The sequence below is a fragment of the Duncaniella sp. genome (assembly GCF_029054785.1).
GTDB lineage: Bacteria > Bacteroidota > Bacteroidia > Bacteroidales > Muribaculaceae > Duncaniella.
Window position 1 is genome coordinate 1 of sequence record NZ_JAIDEN010000155.1, and the last position, 16,944, is coordinate 16,944.

At 53.4% G+C, this 16,944-nt stretch carries 14 protein-coding genes, 1 other RNA gene and 1 pseudogene; 5 read left to right on the forward strand and 11 right to left on the reverse strand.

Features of this window, described 5'->3' with window-relative positions:
* The 3 genes from K2H17_RS09580 to K2H17_RS09590 form a co-directional block, all read left to right on the forward strand.
* A partial coding sequence (locus K2H17_RS09580; protein WP_300134116.1) for a M3 family metallopeptidase occupies positions 1-2,030 on the forward strand: 2,030 nt, incomplete at its 5' end.
* A gap of 675 nt (positions 2,031-2,705) precedes the next feature.
* Positions 2,706-3,296 carry a sigma-70 family RNA polymerase sigma factor gene (locus tag K2H17_RS09585; RefSeq protein ID WP_300134118.1) on the forward strand — a complete coding sequence of 197 codons (591 nt, stop codon included), beginning with the start codon at positions 2,706-2,708 and terminating at the stop codon, positions 3,294-3,296.
* A gap of 267 nt (positions 3,297-3,563) precedes the next feature.
* Positions 3,564-4,568 carry a porin gene (locus K2H17_RS09590; RefSeq protein WP_300134120.1) on the forward strand — a complete coding sequence of 335 codons (1,005 nt, stop codon included), beginning with the start codon at positions 3,564-3,566 and terminating at the stop codon, positions 4,566-4,568.
* Positions 4,569-4,581: 13 nt separating this feature from the next.
* Here K2H17_RS09590 and ffs read toward each other — a convergent pair.
* The 8 genes from ffs to ruvB all read right to left on the reverse strand — a co-directional run bounded on the left by ffs (position 4,582) and on the right by ruvB (position 13,485).
* Positions 4,582-4,681, reverse strand: an RNA gene (gene ffs, locus K2H17_RS09595) — signal recognition particle sRNA small type.
* 555 nt (positions 4,682-5,236) lie between these two features.
* Positions 5,237-6,532 carry a tyrosine--tRNA ligase gene (gene tyrS, locus K2H17_RS09600; RefSeq protein WP_300134122.1) on the reverse strand — a complete coding sequence of 432 codons (1,296 nt, stop codon included), beginning with the start codon at positions 6,530-6,532 and terminating at the stop codon, positions 5,237-5,239.
* A 43-nt stretch (positions 6,533-6,575) separates the two neighbouring features.
* Positions 6,576-7,772, reverse strand: coding sequence for a pyridoxal phosphate-dependent aminotransferase (locus tag K2H17_RS09605; protein ID WP_300134123.1), 1,197 nt, complete (start codon positions 7,770-7,772; stop codon positions 6,576-6,578).
* Positions 7,773-7,960: 188 nt separating this feature from the next.
* Entirely contained in the window at positions 7,961-9,307 is a 1,347-nt protein-coding gene (rsxC, locus tag K2H17_RS09610) for an electron transport complex subunit RsxC (protein ID WP_300134125.1), read from the reverse strand.
* A gap of 4 nt (positions 9,308-9,311) precedes the next feature.
* Positions 9,312-10,205: an RnfABCDGE type electron transport complex subunit B gene (locus K2H17_RS09615; protein ID WP_300134127.1), complete on the reverse strand. Its 894-nt coding sequence runs from the start codon at positions 10,203-10,205 to the stop codon at positions 9,312-9,314.
* Between the two features lie 113 nt (positions 10,206-10,318).
* The gene (locus K2H17_RS09620; protein ID WP_300134129.1) at positions 10,319-10,741 is read right to left on the reverse strand and encodes a SoxR reducing system RseC family protein; all 423 of its coding nucleotides are present in this window, start codon (positions 10,739-10,741) and stop codon (positions 10,319-10,321) included.
* Between the two features lie 142 nt (positions 10,742-10,883).
* A complete protein-coding gene (locus tag K2H17_RS09625) occupies positions 10,884-12,374 on the reverse strand; it encodes an oligosaccharide flippase family protein (protein ID WP_300134131.1) in 1,491 nt (496 codons plus the stop codon).
* Between the two features lie 94 nt (positions 12,375-12,468).
* Positions 12,469-13,485 carry a Holliday junction branch migration DNA helicase RuvB gene (gene ruvB, locus K2H17_RS09630; RefSeq protein ID WP_300134133.1) on the reverse strand — a complete coding sequence of 339 codons (1,017 nt, stop codon included), beginning with the start codon at positions 13,483-13,485 and terminating at the stop codon, positions 12,469-12,471.
* 220 nt (positions 13,486-13,705) lie between these two features.
* Here ruvB and K2H17_RS09635 point away from each other — a divergent pair, with 220 nt between their 5' ends.
* Complete coding sequence (locus K2H17_RS09635; protein WP_300134136.1) at positions 13,706-14,686, forward strand: ROK family protein; 981 nt, start codon at positions 13,706-13,708, stop codon at positions 14,684-14,686.
* Positions 14,687-14,783: 97 nt separating this feature from the next.
* Here the strand turns inward: K2H17_RS09635 and K2H17_RS09640 are convergent, their stop codons facing one another.
* The 3 genes from K2H17_RS09640 to K2H17_RS09650 all read right to left on the reverse strand — a co-directional run bounded on the left by K2H17_RS09640 (position 14,784) and on the right by K2H17_RS09650 (position 16,482).
* On the reverse strand, positions 14,784-15,368 hold the full coding sequence (locus K2H17_RS09640; protein ID WP_300134139.1) for a DUF5024 domain-containing protein: 585 nt from the start codon (positions 15,366-15,368) through the stop codon (positions 14,784-14,786).
* A gap of 68 nt (positions 15,369-15,436) precedes the next feature.
* The gene (locus K2H17_RS09645) at positions 15,437-15,979 is read right to left on the reverse strand and encodes a hypothetical protein (protein ID WP_300134142.1); all 543 of its coding nucleotides are present in this window, start codon (positions 15,977-15,979) and stop codon (positions 15,437-15,439) included.
* Positions 15,976-16,482, reverse strand: a complete 507-nt coding sequence (locus K2H17_RS09650; RefSeq protein ID WP_300134144.1) for a sigma-70 family RNA polymerase sigma factor — start codon at positions 16,480-16,482, stop codon at positions 15,976-15,978. The genes K2H17_RS09645 and K2H17_RS09650 overlap by 4 nt, the downstream gene beginning before the upstream one ends.
* Before the next feature lie 167 nt (positions 16,483-16,649).
* Here K2H17_RS09650 and K2H17_RS09655 point away from each other — a divergent pair.
* A pseudogene (locus tag K2H17_RS09655) lies at positions 16,650-16,944 on the forward strand (hypothetical protein); the annotation flags it as partial.

A 16,944-nucleotide genomic window follows, 5' to 3' on the forward strand; every position in this document is an offset into this window, starting at 1 on the left:
GCTATGACGACTATCTCCCCGCAATCGAGCAGGGCATAGCCGAGCAGAAAAAAGAAATCGAAGCGATCGCCAACAACCCGGCCACCCCGACGTTCGAAAACACCATCCTCGCAATGGAAAAGAGCGGCGCTCTGCTCCAGCGTGTGATGCTCGTATTCGGATCGCTCGACGAGACCGACAACAACGACCGCATGACAGCCATCTCGGAGAAAGCCTATCCGATGGCCGCAGCCGCCTCGGACGAGATCTCGATGAACGACAAGCTCTTCCAGCGTGTCAAATACCTCTATGACCGCCGCGACAAGCTCAACCTCAGCGGTCCTGAAAAACGCGCCATCGAGCTTTCCTACAAGAGCTTCACCCGCAACGGCGCCCTGCTTTCAGCCGCCGACAAGGACAAACTCAAGACAATCAACAACGACCTGACCCGCCTCTATCTCCAGTTCAACCGCAACCTTCTCAACTCGACCAACAGCTTCGAACTTGTGGTGGACAACAAGGCCGAACTGGCCGGACTCTCTGCCGGACTCGTGGCCACAGCCGCAACAGAGGCCGACAACCGTGGCAAAAACGGCAAGTGGGTCTTCACGCTTCATGCACCCAGCCGTCTGCCCCTGCTCAAATACGCCGACAACCGCGACCTGCGCCGGAAAATGTATGAAGGCTACATGAAACTTGCCTCCGAAGCGCCTCATGACAACCGTCCGGTGATCGGCGAGATCGTCAAGGTCCGCGCAGCAAAAGCCAAACTCCTCGGCTTCGACAACTACGCTTCCTACATGACCGACAACGTCATGGCCAAGACTCCCGAAGCAGCCAAGAACCTCCTTCTGAAGATCTGGGAACCCGCAACCGCACGTGCCCGCGAAGAAGTTGCCGAAATGCAGGAATATGTCCGCAGCGAAGGCGGCAATTTCGAAATCGAACCCTGGGACTATTATTACTATGCCGAGAAACTCCGCCAGAAGAAATTCGAGCTTGACGAAAACGAAGTCAGCGCCTATTTCTCTCTTGAAAATGTCCGCAAAGGCATCTTCTCACTTGCTGAACGTCTCTACGGCGTGACATTCACCGAACTCCCCGACGCCCCGAAATACCACCCCGAAGTCAAAGTCTATGAAGTCAAAGACACCAAGGGCGAACACGTGGCCGTCTTCATGACCGACTACTTCCCCCGCCCCTCAAAGCGCCAGGGCGCATGGATGAGCGAATTCAAAGGCTCGTTTGAAGATCCTGACGGCACCGTGGGACGCCCGATCGTCTACAACGTCGGCAACTTCACCCGCCCCACCGGCGACACCCCGGCTCTGCTCACCGTTGACGAAGTCGAAACCATGTTCCATGAATTCGGCCACGGACTCCACGGAATGCTGACCCGCGCAAAACTCCGCAGCCAGGCCGGAACAAACGTTGACCGCGACTTTGTGGAACTCCCCTCGCAGATCACCGAACACTGGGCGATGGAACCCGAACTGCTGAAAGAATTCGCTTTCCACTACAAGACCGGCGAAGTCATCCCCGAAAGCCTCATCAACAAGCTCCAGGCCGCATCGACCCACAACCAGGGCTTCACAACCACCGAGCTTGCCGGCGCCTCTCTGCTTGACCTCGAATGGGGTATGCTCAACCCGGCTGAAGGCGACGTGATCGACGTAGACCTCTTTGAAAAGCAGGTTGCCGAAAAACTCAACATGCCCCGTCAGATCGCCTACCGCTACCGCTCACCCTACTTCAAACACGTCTTCGGCAGCGACGGCTATGCGTCAGGCTACTACACCTATCTCTGGGCCGAAGTGCTTGACACCGACGGCTTCGAACTCTTCAGCGAAAAGGGAGTCTTCGATCCCGCAACCGCAAAAGCCTTCAAGGAAAACGTTCTTGAAAAAGGCGGCAGCGAAGACCCGATGGAACTCTTTGTGCGTTTCCGCGGCCACGAACCCTCAGTCGATGCCCTTCTGCGCAACCGCGGACTCGCACCGAAAGCTGAAAGCGCCAAAGGCGGTGAGCTGAAAACCGCAGGCGGAAAATAAGAAGGTGCCTGACAACAATAAGAGTGACTATTCAGCGAATATTGCCAACCTAAGAGCCTCATTATCAGGGTAGGGATGCACCATGGAGCATCCGAAAACGAGGTTGATGAACCATAAAACCGGCGGATGCTCCGGGGGCATCCTACTACAACTTGCTTGCAATCAAGCTGTTTGAATCGCTGAATAGTTACCTGAAGCCATCAGTTCAGTAAAAATTGTTAAACCGCCGTTTTTACCGACCGATTTTATAGTCAGTCAGAGACTAAAATCGAAATTAGATATTATCTTTGCACCGCATTCACACTCCGGGTGCGACCACAGGACAGAAGTCCGGATGCGACGGAGTGTGACCGGAAACGAAAGACATCTATCAAAGCAAATAATAAGTGAATCATAGGTTAAAAAATCCGGTTACTCGTGAGAGTAGCCGGATTTGCTTTTTAAACAACCTCTAACAGTTAAATATAATATAACCTGAATTCGTAGATATTATTGTGTGAAATAGAGAATAACACTGGTTAAAGTATGTCAATTAGATTGTAGGTATGATGCTTTTTTGATAAATTTGCCATAGGAAATACGGTTTTATTGTACGCCGCCTTTATTTTAACATTTTTTAATCAAAATTTGTCGCCTATTGAACATTGCTACTCTAACCAATCAAACGAGAAAACAATGCAAAATCTGTCAAAGCTCGCCGACCGCGATCTGGTTGCCGCTTATGCCAATGACAACAATGACGCTTTTGACGTATTGCTTGAACGTCATCAGCAAAAAGTCTATTCCTACATATTCCACATTGTAAAAAACAAGGATATTGCCGACGACATCTTCCAGGAGACTTTCGTCAAGGCCATCATGACCATAAAGCAGGGACGCTACACCGAACACGGCAAGTTTTCCGGCTGGCTCACTCGCATAGCCCATAATCTGATCATCGACTACTTCCGCCAGGAAAAGATGGAAAACGCCGTTTCCGCCGACGACGAAGGATGCGATGTGCTCAACCGGCGTGACCTCTGCGAAGGCAACATCGAGGACGCCATCGTCAGCACCCAGATCGACGAAGACCTGCGCCGCATCGTCATGGCGCTTCCCGACCCGCAACGCGAAGTGCTCGTGATGCGCTTCTACCGCAACATGTCATTCAAGGAGATCGCCGAAGCCACATCCGTAAGCATCAACACAGCTCTCGGACGCATGCGCTACGCCATCATGAACATGCGCCGTATTGCAGCCGAAAACAACATTGCCCTGGCAATGTAAAGAAACAAAAAACATCTAAGAGGTCGTTGTTTAAAACAAGAGTTAAAATCTGAGTGGTGTATCTTTTAGATAAATTGTTGTAAATGAGAAAGGAGCCATATTCACCTCAAAACTTTCGCTCAGATTTTAACTATTGTTGTTAAACAACGAACTATATTAAAAACCACTAAGAATCATCCCAACAGACAGGCCATTCCGGCCCATACTCCCATCATGACATCATCCTTCCGCCCATTCCGTTTTCTCCTCTCTCTCCTTGCAGTCTCAATGATTTTCCAATCCGCCATCGCGGCTGAAGAAAAGACAGAGGAAGCTCCTAAAGACAAAGTTGACCTTGTCCCGAAGATCAACGGTGCAATCCGCGCCCGCTGGGAGATGGAAACCAAGAGCGGCGCAAGTCGCTTTCAGGTGCGCAACGCCCGTGTTGCAATATCCGGCGCCATAGCCCCTCCTGTCCACTACTATATCCAGACTGACTTCTGCGATCGCGGAAAAATGAAGATCCTCGATGCGTGGGGACGCGTGGATCTCACCAAGGATCTCAAGCTTCAGGCCGGCCAGTTCCGTCTGCCGTTCGGCACAGACTGCTTCCGCGGACCAGGCAACTACATATTCTCAAACCGCTCGTTCATCGGGGGGACAATAAACAACGTGCGTGGAGTCGGCGCAAAACTCAGCTATGCACTGCCGACGAGCGCCATCTCACGACTGACACTTGAGGCAGGTGCTTTCAACCCGACAGCCATGGGCGACCATAACGTGTGGGTCAAGCAGATGGCATTTGCCGGAAAGGCACTCTACACAATCGGAGAGGTAAAAATCGCCGCCGGAGCCGAAACCCTCATTCCTGACTCCATTCGCATCAACTCTCTGTCCGGATCCGTCACCTGGACCCACGGCGAGCTGACTCTGGAAGGCGAATATATCAACAAACATTACACCAACAACGCCCACAAAGCCGCCCACGGCTACAACATCTTCGCCGATTATGGATTTCCCGTAAAGGCCGGAGTGTTCAACCGCGCATCGGTCCAGGCCCGATTCGACGGCATGACGGCATACAGCGACGGCCTTCGCAACGAAGATGGCTTGCTCACAACCAATTTTGATGCTCGCAACCGTGTGACAGTCGGAGGCACTTTGAGCTATATCTACAAATTTGTACGTTGTGATCTGCGCCTGAGTTATGAGAAATATTTCTACCACCAGGGAGCAGTAATCGCTCCGGGCGCAGGAGATAAGGTGTGTGCTGAAATGGTGGTGAAGTTCTGAAAAGGGCACGAAAAAAGGGTAAGCTTACTACATCGCACCGCTACAACCTGATACCGTTGCTTCGATCAAGACCTGGCGGAGTTCTCAGGGAGCTGGTCGTGTAGGACTTACCCGGCTGCAAAGGTACGACTTTTATTCGAATCCGCAAGCATCCGGAGAGATAATTTTACAATCAGCCATAAATTCCCGCACTAATTTACTGAAAAACTCCGGGATCAGCCATCCAAAAAGCAGGTCGGAACCGGAAATCAGCCCTCATGAAATCTGTCGGAATCTCCCTTGAAACAGGCCTTCCGACACAGCGATCTAATTGAAATCAATTAGATCAGGAGTCCAAAAATCAGGAAATTACTCAAATTTAGGTATGGCAAAGGGGTATATGATGTTGTAATTTTGCATACAGATAATTATACGAGAATAACAGATAAAAACATTTGGACAATAATGGTTAGCTATATAGATGGCTCCTTGTAATCTATTTTAATTGAATGCTATTGTTTAAACGGTATGGTGCAAAGTCGCGATGACCCCGACACCATACCGGTTTTTATTTTTTACACCTATATTATACTATCCCCCTATATATGGGGCATCCGTATAAACGGAACACGCCGCCCGGTTCAGACCAGGCGGCGTGTTCGTTTGTATATAATCCGGTGTGGCTATCGTCAGTCAGTCACGTGGAGCAGGAAGTAGTTCTTCTTGCCGCGCTGAACGAGGATGTACTTGTCGTTGAGCAGCATGTCGGCAGTAACAGGAGCATAGGGATCAGAGATCTTTTCCTTGTTGATGCTGACACCGCCTCCCTGGACCATCTTGCGCATCTCGCCCTTGGAGGGGAAGACTGCGGCGGTTTCGGTCAGAAGATCGGCAAGTTTCATGCCCTCGCTGATTGCCGAGCGGGGTACTTCGAACTGGGGCACACCTTCCATCACTGCAAGCAGCGTGGCCTCGTCGATCTTGCGCAGAGTCTCGCCCGCATGGTTGCTGAAAAGGATCTGCGAAGCCTCTACTGCGGCCTCATAGTCCTCGGCTGAGTGTACCATTGTGGTGATCTCCTTGGCAAGACGCTTCTGCAAGGGACGTGCACCGGGATTCTGGGCCTGCTCCTCGACGAGGGCGGCGACTTCCTCACGGGTCAGTTCGGTGAAGATCTTGATATATTTCTCGGCGTCGGCATCGGAGACATTGAGCCAGAACTGATAGAATTTGTAGGGCGAGGTATAGCGGGGATCCAGCCACACGTTGCCGCTCTCGGTCTTGCCGAATTTACCTCCGTCGGCCTTTGTGATCAGCGGGCAAGTCAGCGCATAGGCCTCACCGCCGGCTGTACGGCGGATAAGCTCGGTGCCGGTTGTGATGTTGCCCCACTGGTCGGAACCGCCGAGCTGAAGACGGCAGTTCTTCTCCTTGTAGAGATGGAGGAAGTCATAGCCCTGGCAAAGCTGGTAGGAGAACTCCGTGAACGACATGCCCTGCTGCGATTCGCCGCTCAGACGCTTCTTCACCGAATCCTTGGCCATCATATAGTTGACCGTGATGTGTTTGCCGACATCGCGGATGAAGTCAAGGAAGCTGAAATTCTTCATCCAGTCGTAGTTGTTGACCATTTCGGCGGCATTGGGCGCGTCAGAGTCGAAGTCAAGGAATTTTGAAAGCTGCTTCTTGATGGCCTCCTGATTGTGGCGGAGGGTTTCTTCATCGAGAAGTTTGCGTTCCTGGCTTTTCATCGAGGGGTCGCCGATCATGCCTGTGGCACCGCCGACGAGAGCGATAGGCTTGTGGCCTGCACGCTGGAAGTGTTTAAGCATCATCACACCGACAAGGTGGCCGATATGAAGGGAGTCGGCCGTCGGGTCAATGCCCAGGTAGGCCGTTGTCATTTCTTTCTTAAGTTGCTCATCAGTGCCGGGCATCATCTGATGGATCATGCCACGCCACGAGAGTTCGTCTATGAAGTCCATTTTCAATTATTTTTTCAACGGAGAGGATATAGGGATTGTGGATTTATTTCAGAGTCGCGAGAGTCTCGGCGATACGGCGCATGGCTTCGCGGAGATTGTCGTCGGAAGTGGCATAGCTCAGGCGGATGTAGCCTTCCATGCCGAATGCGCCGCCGTCGACTGTGGCCACATGGCCTTTCTCAAGGAGATACATTGCCAGGTCGGCGGACGAGCTGATTGTCTGGCCTTCAGGAGTGGTCTTTCCGACGTAGGCGCTGACTTCGGGGAACAGATAGAACGCGCCCTGCGGACGATTGACTTTCAGACCGGGGATCTGCGAAGCGAGTTCCACCACAAGGTTGCGGCGGCGCTCAAACGCCTTGTTCATCTCTGCGATGCAGCCCTGCGGACCGTTATAGGCGGCTTCGGCAGCCTTTTGGGCAATCGAAGAGGCATTCGATGTGTACTGACCCTGGAGTTTGGTGACGGCCTTTGCAAGCCACTGGGGAGCGGCGCAATAGCCGATACGCCATCCGGTCATGGCATAGGCCTTGGAAACACCGTTGATGATGATGGTGCGGTCAGCGATTTCAGGGAATGAGGCAAGCGAGGTGAAGGATCCGGTGAAGTTGATGTGTTCGTAGATCTCATCGGCAAGCACGAGGATCTGCGGATGCTTTGCAAGCACAGAGACAAGTCCCTGAAGCTCTTCACGCGAGTAGATGCTGCCGGTCGGATTGGAGGGCGAGCACAGAAGGATCATGCGTGTGGCCGGAGTGATGGCAGCTTCGAGCTGTGCGGGAGTGATCTTGAAATCCTGATTGATATCGGCCTGAACCTCGACGGTTGTTCCGCCTGCGAGTTTCACCATCTCGACATAGCTTACCCATGCCGGCATGGGGATAATCACCTCATCGCCGGGATTGATTGAGGCGAGGATCACATTGCAGAGTGCCTGCTTGGCACCGTTTGACACCACGATCTGCTCAGGAGCATAGCTGACACCGTTTTCACGCGAGAGCTTCTCGGACACGGCCTTGCGCAGCGACATGTAGCCGGGCACCGGAGTGTAGAAAGTGAAATTCTCGTCAATGGCACGTTTGGCGGCATCCTTGATATGGGCCGGAGTTTCGAAATCGGGTTCGCCGACTGAAAGATTGATCACATCGACTCCCTGAGCTTTGAGCTCGTTGCTTTTTTGCGACATGGCCAGTGTGGCCGATGGTGCGAGCGCCTGCACGCGGTCTGAAATGTGGGTCATTATGAGCTATGTTTAATGGTTATGTTATTATAAAAGGTTGTTTAATAACAACCTATGATCTCTTGGTGCAAAGATACGGATATTTGCCGAATTATCAGAGTAAAAAAACGTGCCGGACGAAAAATCCGGCACATTTTTAAATCTTATTTGCAGGCAATCCGCGAAAAGCTGCGTCAGCCTGTGGCGAATCACGCTTTTTTTGCGGCGGCGCGGGCTCTCATCGCTGCCATCACTTTCTGCTTGCCGAGGCGGACATAGTCTGCCACAGGACGCGAAGCGGGACAGGCGTAGCTGCATGAGCCGCACTCGATACAGTTGGCAACCTTGTGGGTTTCTACCTCATCCCATTCTTTCAGACGCGAGAGGGTTGCGAGCAGGAAGGGTTCGAGGCCCATCGGGCAGGCGTCTGAACAGCGTCCGCAGCGGATACAGTTTTCAACCGGACGGCGGTGGGCATAGCGCTTGTCAAGAAGGATTCCCGAAGTGCCTTTGATCATCGGTGTCTGGAGCGTGGAGGCTGTACGGCCCATCATAGGACCGCCGATGATGATCTTTTCAGGCTCTTCCAGACCTTCGGTGAGAGTTGCGAGAATCGTTCCGAAAGGCACACGGAGATTGCGTCCGTTGTTGCCGTCGTGGAGGGTGAGCACACGGTCCATGAGCGGTTCGCCGAGCACAACAGCACGGTAGACGGCATAGGCTGTGGCCACGTTCTGAACGATGGCGCCGGTGGCGATAGGAAGACCGCCCGACGGCACTTCCTTGCCGATGACTGCCTCGATGAGCTGCTTTTCACCGCCCTGAGGATATTTCACCTTCATGGGCATCACTTCGATTCCCGACACTGTCGAGGCTGCCTGGGTGAGGGCCTCGATGGCTTCGGGCTTGTTGTTTTCGACTGCGATCACACCGCGGCTGACACCTGCGGCTTTCATCAGAAGGCTGACACCTTTGACGATCTCGCGGGGATTCTCGCGCATGAGCATATCGTCACATGACAGACAGGGCTCACACTCTGCTGCGTTGATGATGACTACCTCAGCCTTGGATCCGGGAGGGGGCGAGAGTTTTACGTGGCAGGGGAAGGTCGCACCACCGAGACCGACGATACCTGCGTTCTTGATGATGTCGATTATGGCTTTGCCGTCGAGGGCTGCAAGTTCGGCTTCGCTGCGGGCCGGAGTCTCACGCTGCTGGAGAGCCTGCGCGTCAGCCTCGCGGTCTGCTTCGTCGCTCTTGATGTAGATGGCCTCGACCGGAAGTCCCTGAGGATTGCGGCAGACGTCGATCTTCACCACGGTTCCGGAGATCGGAGTGTGGATGGGTGCGGAGACAAAACCACCCGGCTCGGCCACCATGTCGCCGCGCTTTACCTTGTCGCCTTTCTTGACTATTGGTTTTGCCGGGGCACCGATGTGCTGTGCAACCGGAAGTACAACCTCGACGGGGAGTGGCATGTTTTCAATCGGCTTGCCTGCCGCTATCTTGTTTTCGGCGGGATGAATGCCGCCAATTTTAAACGTATGGAGTTTCATGGTTTCAAGCGGGGGTTTCTTCGGTTTTAGGTTTCGCTGCGGCGGCCACAGGTTTGGCTTCTGCGGCAGGAGCGGCCTTCTTCACGGGGAAGTTCACTGCATGGATAGCATGGGTCGGGCAGACATCCACACACTTGCGGCAAAGCTTGCACTTCTCGTAGTCGATATATGAAAGGTTGTTCGCAATGGTGATGGCTTCGTGTGTACACTCCTTGGCACACTTCGAGCAGCCGATGCAGGCAACCTTACATTCTTTCATCGCAAGCGCGCCTTTTTCCTTGTTGGAGCAGGCTACGTAGACTCTCATGCCGCGCGGACCCTTGAAGCGGAGTTCGATGACCGAGCGGGGGCAGGCCTTGACACAGGCGCCACAGCCCACACACTTGTCTTCGATGACTTCGGGCAAGCCGGTTTCGAGATTCATTTTCATCGCGCCGTAAGGACAGGCGGTCACACAGTCGCCACAGCCGAGACATCCGTTGGGACAAGCTGATTCGCCGGCACCGAGCGTAGCAAGCACGGCACATGAGGGAGCACCCTCGAAACGCGCCACCTGCGGACGCAGGTCACAGGTGCCGTTACATTTGAGCACGGCTATCTTCGGTTTTGACTCAGCGGCAGCCAAGCCTACGATTTCTCCGATCTGCTTCATGACAGCGCTTCCTGATGCGGGGCAGGAAAGACCGTCGAGAGTGTCTGCGCCAACACAGGCGGCTGCAAAGTCTCGACATCCGCTACGTCCGCAACCGCCACAGTTAGCTCCGGGCAGAAGGGCTTCAACTTGGTCAATGCGGGGATCTTCCTGGACATGAAAGCGCTTGGCTACTACGTAGAGCACTGCGGCGCCCACAATTCCGATAACCCCAAGAACAATAATGGAAGTTACTACAACATTCATGGTAAAAAATTATAAGAGTCTGTATAACAGATATATTTTAATCAGATTCCAATATTAAGTTGTCAACATGCAAATCCATCCGAGGCAAAGCAGCCGCTATCGGACGACACATCTCAAAGACGTGTCACTTTCCAGCTGATTTTCTGAGCCAGCTGCCGGCGATACCGGTAGAGAAACAGATCGTAAAACATCAGCATGGCAAACCCGATTGCGAGCGACCAGCCGCCGAGATTCGGAAATCCGAGCCGCAGACCGACCACCGAACCTCCGAACACCAACGTCGGAAGGATCAGCGCCCACCATGTGGCACGCAATGTGGAGCCTGAAGTCGCTGTGACCTCAACGCGTTCGCCGGGCGCAAAATCCGGCGCCTGAGGTGTGTCTATGGTCAGAAGCTCATGTCCGCCTCCCTTGGTGTTGCAGAGGGCGGTGATGGCGCATCCGTCACATTTACACGCTTCTTCGGTCCGAATCGTCAGCGAATCAGCGCCTACCGATTCGATCACTCCGCGGTGTGTTACATCTTCTTTGCTCATCAGATTGGATTAAATGCACTTTTATGCGTCTGCAAAGTTAGCGTTTTTTCACCATTCGGACAAACAAAAATTTTCCTCCGTCCTTCAGGTCTCTCTGAATTAGATCCTGTTATGCCTCAGGATAGCCTCAGGGGCGTCATCATCAGCCGCGGCGGGGTAGCAGATCTTTCAGGCGGATGCGTTCGATACGCATGGCCATCAGTATGTAGCCGACGAGCAAGGGGGTGCGGATGATCATGTTGAGCCACGGGCGATGCCCGAAGGCTATCAGCTCGGCAAAGAACCACAGGACGATGGCACTGACGAAGTAGAACACCAGACGCGACACCTGATAGCCGATCGGAAATTTCACCAGCCCGACAAAATAGCTTACGGCCATCATGGTCCCATAGCAGGCAAACGAAGCCCAGGCGCAGCCCATGTAGCCGTAGCGCGGGACGAGCACGACGTTGAGCGCCACCGTGACCGCCAGTCCCAGCAGCGAGAACCACATTCCCCAGACCGTCTTGTCGGTGAGCTTGTACCAGAGCGAGAGATTGAAGAAGATTCCGAAGAAAAACTCCGCGATCATGACGATCGGCACCACCTTCAGACCGCTGAAATAGCTCTCGGCTATGAAGAGCCGCAGAATATCGAGATAGAACATCACCGCAAGAAAGATGACCATCGCGAAGATGACAAAATATTTCATAGCGTCGCGGTAGCTTTGCATCCGGTCTTCACCCTTGTCCTTGGCTTTTGCAAAGATAAACGGCTCGTAGGCGAAGCGGAAGGCCTGGATGAACATGACCATCACAATGGCTATCTTGATATTGGCCCCGTAGATGCCAAGCTGCGACATCGCCTCGGCCTTGTCAGGGTAAAGTTCCGGGAAAAGGATCGAATAGAGCGTACTGTTCATGATTCCTGCCACTCCGAGCACCAGGAGCGGTGCCGAATAGGCGATCATCTCTCGCCACAGACGCGGATTGAACCGCCATCTGAATCCGCGGAGTTCGGGCAGCAGAAGGATCATGGTGACAGCCGAGCTGACAAGATTGGCCATGAAGATATAGCCGATTCCGAAATCAGGATCATAGAACCACGCGATCCACCCCGGCGCCTGGGTCCACAGCCAGGGACAGATCAGAATGAAGAAGAGGTTAAGCCCGATGTTGAGTCCGATGTTGACCAGACGCAACAGCGCGAAACGCATGGGGCGTTTGCGGAAACGCAGATAGGAGAAGGGTAGACAGCAGAAAGCGTCGATGGCAACCGTCAGGGCCATCATGACCACATAACTTTCATTGCCTCCGCAGTGGACGGCCTCACTGATCGGGCCGAGCATTGCAAAGACCAGCGCCATGAACGCCGTCGAACTGACCGCAAGCGAGGTCAGCGAGGTCGAGTAGACCTCCATCGGATCCTTGTAGCGCTCATGGTTGGCGAAGCGGAAGAATCCGGTCTCCATTCCGTAGGTCAGAATGATCAGCGCCAGTGCGACGATAGAATATATTAAGGTGACGAGGCCGTATTCAGCCGCGGGAAACATGCGGGTGTAGAGCGGCACAAGACACCAGTTGAGGAAGCGTCCGATGATGCTGCTCAGTCCATAGATAGCCGTATCTTTGGCCAGCGATTTGATTCCTGCCATTTTTTTGCAGTGATAAGTGACTGTTGCGAGGGGTGTTCAATAAAGCGACCTCTCAATTGGAGTTATTTTTGAAGAGTCAGGACGGAATTTGTCCTCAGAACAGCGAGCCCATCGCCGTCGGCGGATTGAGGTGAAGATGAGTGTAGGCAAGCGATGTGACCTCGCGTCCGCGCGGAGTGCGCCGCAGGAAGCCTTCCATGATGAGGAAAGGCTCGTAGACCTCCTCGATGGTGTCCTGCTCCTCGCCGATGGCTGTCGCAATCGTGGAAAGTCCGACCGGTCCGCCTTCAAACTTATGGATCATGGTCAGCAGCAGCTTGTGGTCCATCTCGTCAAGTCCGTATCGGTCGATGTTGAGAGCTTCCAGCGCAAAACGGGCAATCTCCAGATCAATCTCGCCGGTGCCCTTGACCTGGGCGAAGTCGCGCACACGCCGCAAGAGCGAATTGGCTATTCGGGGGGTCCCGCGGCTGCGCATGGCGATTTCGTGGGCCGCCTCGGCGCTGCACTTCACTCCGAGGAGCGCCGCAGAGCGCAGGATGATCCGTTCGAGCACTTCATGACTGTAATATTCCAGATGGCAGTTGATGCCGAAGCGGGCGCGCATCGGGGCCGTCAGCATTCCTGAACGGGTTGTGGCGCCGACAAGCGTAAACGGCGAAAGCGACAGCTGGACAGAACGGGCGCCGGGGCCCTTGTCGATCATGATGTCTATCCGGTAGTCCTCCATCGCGGAATAGAGATACTCCTCAACCACGCGGCTCAGCCGGTGGATCTCGTCGATAAAAAGCACATCATTCTCCTCCAGCGAGGTCAGAATCCCGGCCAGATCGCCCGGTTTGTCAAGAACCGGACCGGAAGTAACCTTGAAGTTGACACCGAGCTCGTTGGCGATGATGCCGGCGAGAGTGGTCTTTCCAAGCCCCGGAGGGCCGAAGAGCAACAAATGGTCAAGAGCCTCGCCTCGCATCCGTGCGGCCTGCACGAACACCTTGAGGTTTTCAACCACCTTTTCCTGACCGTTGAAACCGTCGAAATATGAAGGGCGCAGCGCTCTTTCGAACTCCTTGTCGGCACTGCCGCGGTCGTGTATGTCGAATTCATTTTCCATGAGATGACAAAATTAGAAAATTTCCATGAATTTTGCGCCAAAGATCCGCGTCTTAAACTCATCACGCTCCAATAGCCGCACCCTCGTTGACAAAATCAACAAAATTTGCATAAGTTTTAACACTTCGTAATAAGTTTAAGTCACTTCAATGTCTTATCTTTGTGCTTAAATCAATTCAAAAGTCTAATCCTTATACTCAACCAATCCAATCTTAAACGCAATGAGCAAACCATACGTTGTGGGTATCGACATAGGCGGTACCAATACAGTCTTCGGCATTGTCGACGCCCGCGGTGTCGTGATAGCCAGTTCTTCTATCAAGACTCTGAAACACGCTGACATCAACGCTTATCTTGACGAACTTTACAATGAGGTGACCCGCCTGCTGGTGGCCAACGACGCCGTTGACAAGGTCCACGGCATCGGCATCGGCGCACCCAACGCCAACTATTATACAGGAATGATCGAGAAACTCGTCAACATTCCCTGGCCCACTCCTCTGCCTCTGGCCCAGATGGTGAGCGAGAAATTCGGAATCCCCGTAGCCATCACCAACGACGCCAACGCCGCCGCAATCGGCGAGATGACCTACGGCGCCGCCCGCGGTCTCAAGGATTTCATCATGATCACTCTCGGAACAGGTGTCGGCAGCGGCATCGTCATCAACGGTCAGCTTGTCTACGGCCACGACGGCTTTGCCGGCGAACTCGGCCACACGATCATGAAGCGCAACAACGGTCGTCTCTGCGGCTGCGGTCGCACAGGCTGTCTTGAAGCCTACTGCTCGGCATCGGGTGTGGCCCGCACGGCCCGCGAATTCCTTGAAATCCGCACCGAACCTTCGGCACTCCGCTCGATTCCCATCGAAGAGATCACTTCGAAAGATGTATATGACGCAGCCGTAGCCGGCGACAAGCTCGCAAACGAAATCTTCGAATATACCGGCAACATCCTCGGCGAAGCCTTTGCGGAATTCACTGTCTTCTCTTCGCCCCAGGCCATCATCCTCTTCGGCGGTCTGGCCAAATCCGGCGACCTGCTTCTCCGCCCGCTGCGCGAGTCAATGGAGAAAAACATGTATCCTGCATTCAAGGGCAAAGTGCAGATCCTCCTCTCCGAACTCAAGGATGCTGACGCAGCCGTCCTTGGCGCAAGCGCTCTCGGCTGGGAAGCCAAGCCCCTCGGAGCACCCCAAGCCTGATACGGATCTCATCCGCAACAATACTGACAAAGGACGCAAACCGACAGACTGTCTCGTTTGCGTCCTTTCTGTTTTCGCTATATCTGACTCAAAAAAATTATAAGGCCGTGGATGAAGTAGTAGTAATAATGACCGTCGTACCCTGACAAGCATCCGTTACAGTTGCAGCAGCCGGAAAGTCAGCAAAACCGGGACAATAGGTCATCTGCCTGACGAAATCCTCGCTTCCGGGCATGCTGTCGAACCAGATCGAGTCAGAAGCCTCACAGTCACTGCGGTCTTTGGCAGTACGCAAGGATTTGTCGACCGACAGAATCCAGCCGCCACGATGTTTCTGGCGTATAAGGACATATTTTGTAAACATCTTCTTGTTGTCTTCGAATGAGATCGAATAGACCTCCTGTCCGCTGGTGGTCTTCATCTGGAAGGCAACCGCCTTTGAGCGCTCTTTCTTCATGGCTCCCTTGATCTTCTCCGCCATCTTGTCATCGTCGAAGTTGAACATCCGGCTTGACCTGATGACAGCGCGCGTATTGGGGTCACGACGTTCGGAGAATATCTCGTCAGTCACGGATTTTGACTTCTGCAATGCGGCGATAGCAGCATCAATCGAACTTTGAGCCGCCGCACCAAGTGAGGTGAGCATCACGACGATCAAAGAAATATATCGTAAAAATTTCATATTACCGGGATATTAGGTTGTTGAATATCAATCGTTAAAATCGGCATTCCGCAGGTGAAAATCAGACATCAGTAGCGGAGTGAGGCCTGGACAACCTCCGCCACTTCCGGATCTGACATTTCGAATTCCTCCATAAACGCTCTGTCAAAGGCATCCTCGGCCTCGTCAAATGACATATCGAGTTGCTGGAGACGTTCGCTGACAAGCTTCTCGTTACGCCGGATTTCAGGCACAACGACACGCAGATCGGTGATCTTCTTGCCATTGCGGATGATATAGCTCCCCTCGTAGGCCATGTATTCCTCAGGCAGACTCTCGGTCTGGACCCTGAACATGAAGCCTAATCCCAAGAGGAGCGCCACTGTCGCAGCCACCCCTGTCCACTGCCACCGCCACCGACGGAACCTCAGCAATCCGGCAGGTCGGGCAGACTGCGCCGAGCCTCCAAGAGAGCCATACCATGCAAACATTTCGCGATAGCATTCAAACTCCGCCGGAACACGACCGTGGCTGAAATAGTCATACAGGGCTCTCTCCTCCGCCGAATCGGTCTCTCCTGCAAGAAAGCGCGTCACGTAACTGCTGATATTGTCCTGATTGATATCTATCATAATTGTCTTTGCATAAAAATGTCCTTTATATTCTGGCGGGCCCTTGAAAGCGCTACCCGGATGGAGCCTGGTGTAGAGCCGGTGATCCGGGCGATTTCACCTACTTCCAGCCCTTCGATGTGCTTCATTCTGATGACAGCCTGCTGAACCGACGGCAGTGAGGCTATTATCTCCATTACTCCCGCCGCCTCCTCCGAGTCGATCAGCGACTCTTCGGGCGACATACCTCCCGCCATCTGCCCGACATGCTCCATCCCGACTGTCGAAGTCCCGTAGGAGCCGCGGAGAAGATCGAGAGTCCGGTTGCGCGCTATCACGAATGCGAGCGAGTCGATGCTGCGATACTGCTCAAGCTTATCACGCATCATCCACAATTTCAAAAGCGTGTCTTGAGCCACATCGTCAGCCATATCGGAATCGGCCTCAGCCGACATGCCGATAACAAAGCTGACAATGCGCTCCCTCAGCCGAGGGGCCATCCGTTCAAACTCGCTGCGGTCCATCAGTTTTTGCGGTAACCTTCAAGGGTCCGTTTACTATATAGACGGAAAAACCGCCCCAACGTTACATCCATTTCAATTTTTTTATTCCCGAAATGTTAAAATCGCGTCGGTTTCCGAACCGATCCGAGGCATGAAATGTTAGAAAAAGCAAAAATAAACTTCATCGCATGAAATTCATCACTCGCACTTCCGCTTTTTTCCTCACGGTTGCAACCGCTCTCGGCGCGGCTGCTATCTCTCCGGTCGAAGAGGGTCATCAGAATCTCGTCAATGACCACAAGATCATCTTCTTCGGTCAGGGCGATGACCCGCAGGCCGATTCAATCCGCAATCTTGTTGAAAATTTCTACTATGACCAGTTCCGAAGTTTTCAGGATCCGCAGGCTCCCTATTTCCTGTTCATGAGCCGCGACTCCCAGCTTGCGATGGGTATCGGCGGAATGGTGCGCATGAGAGGCTATT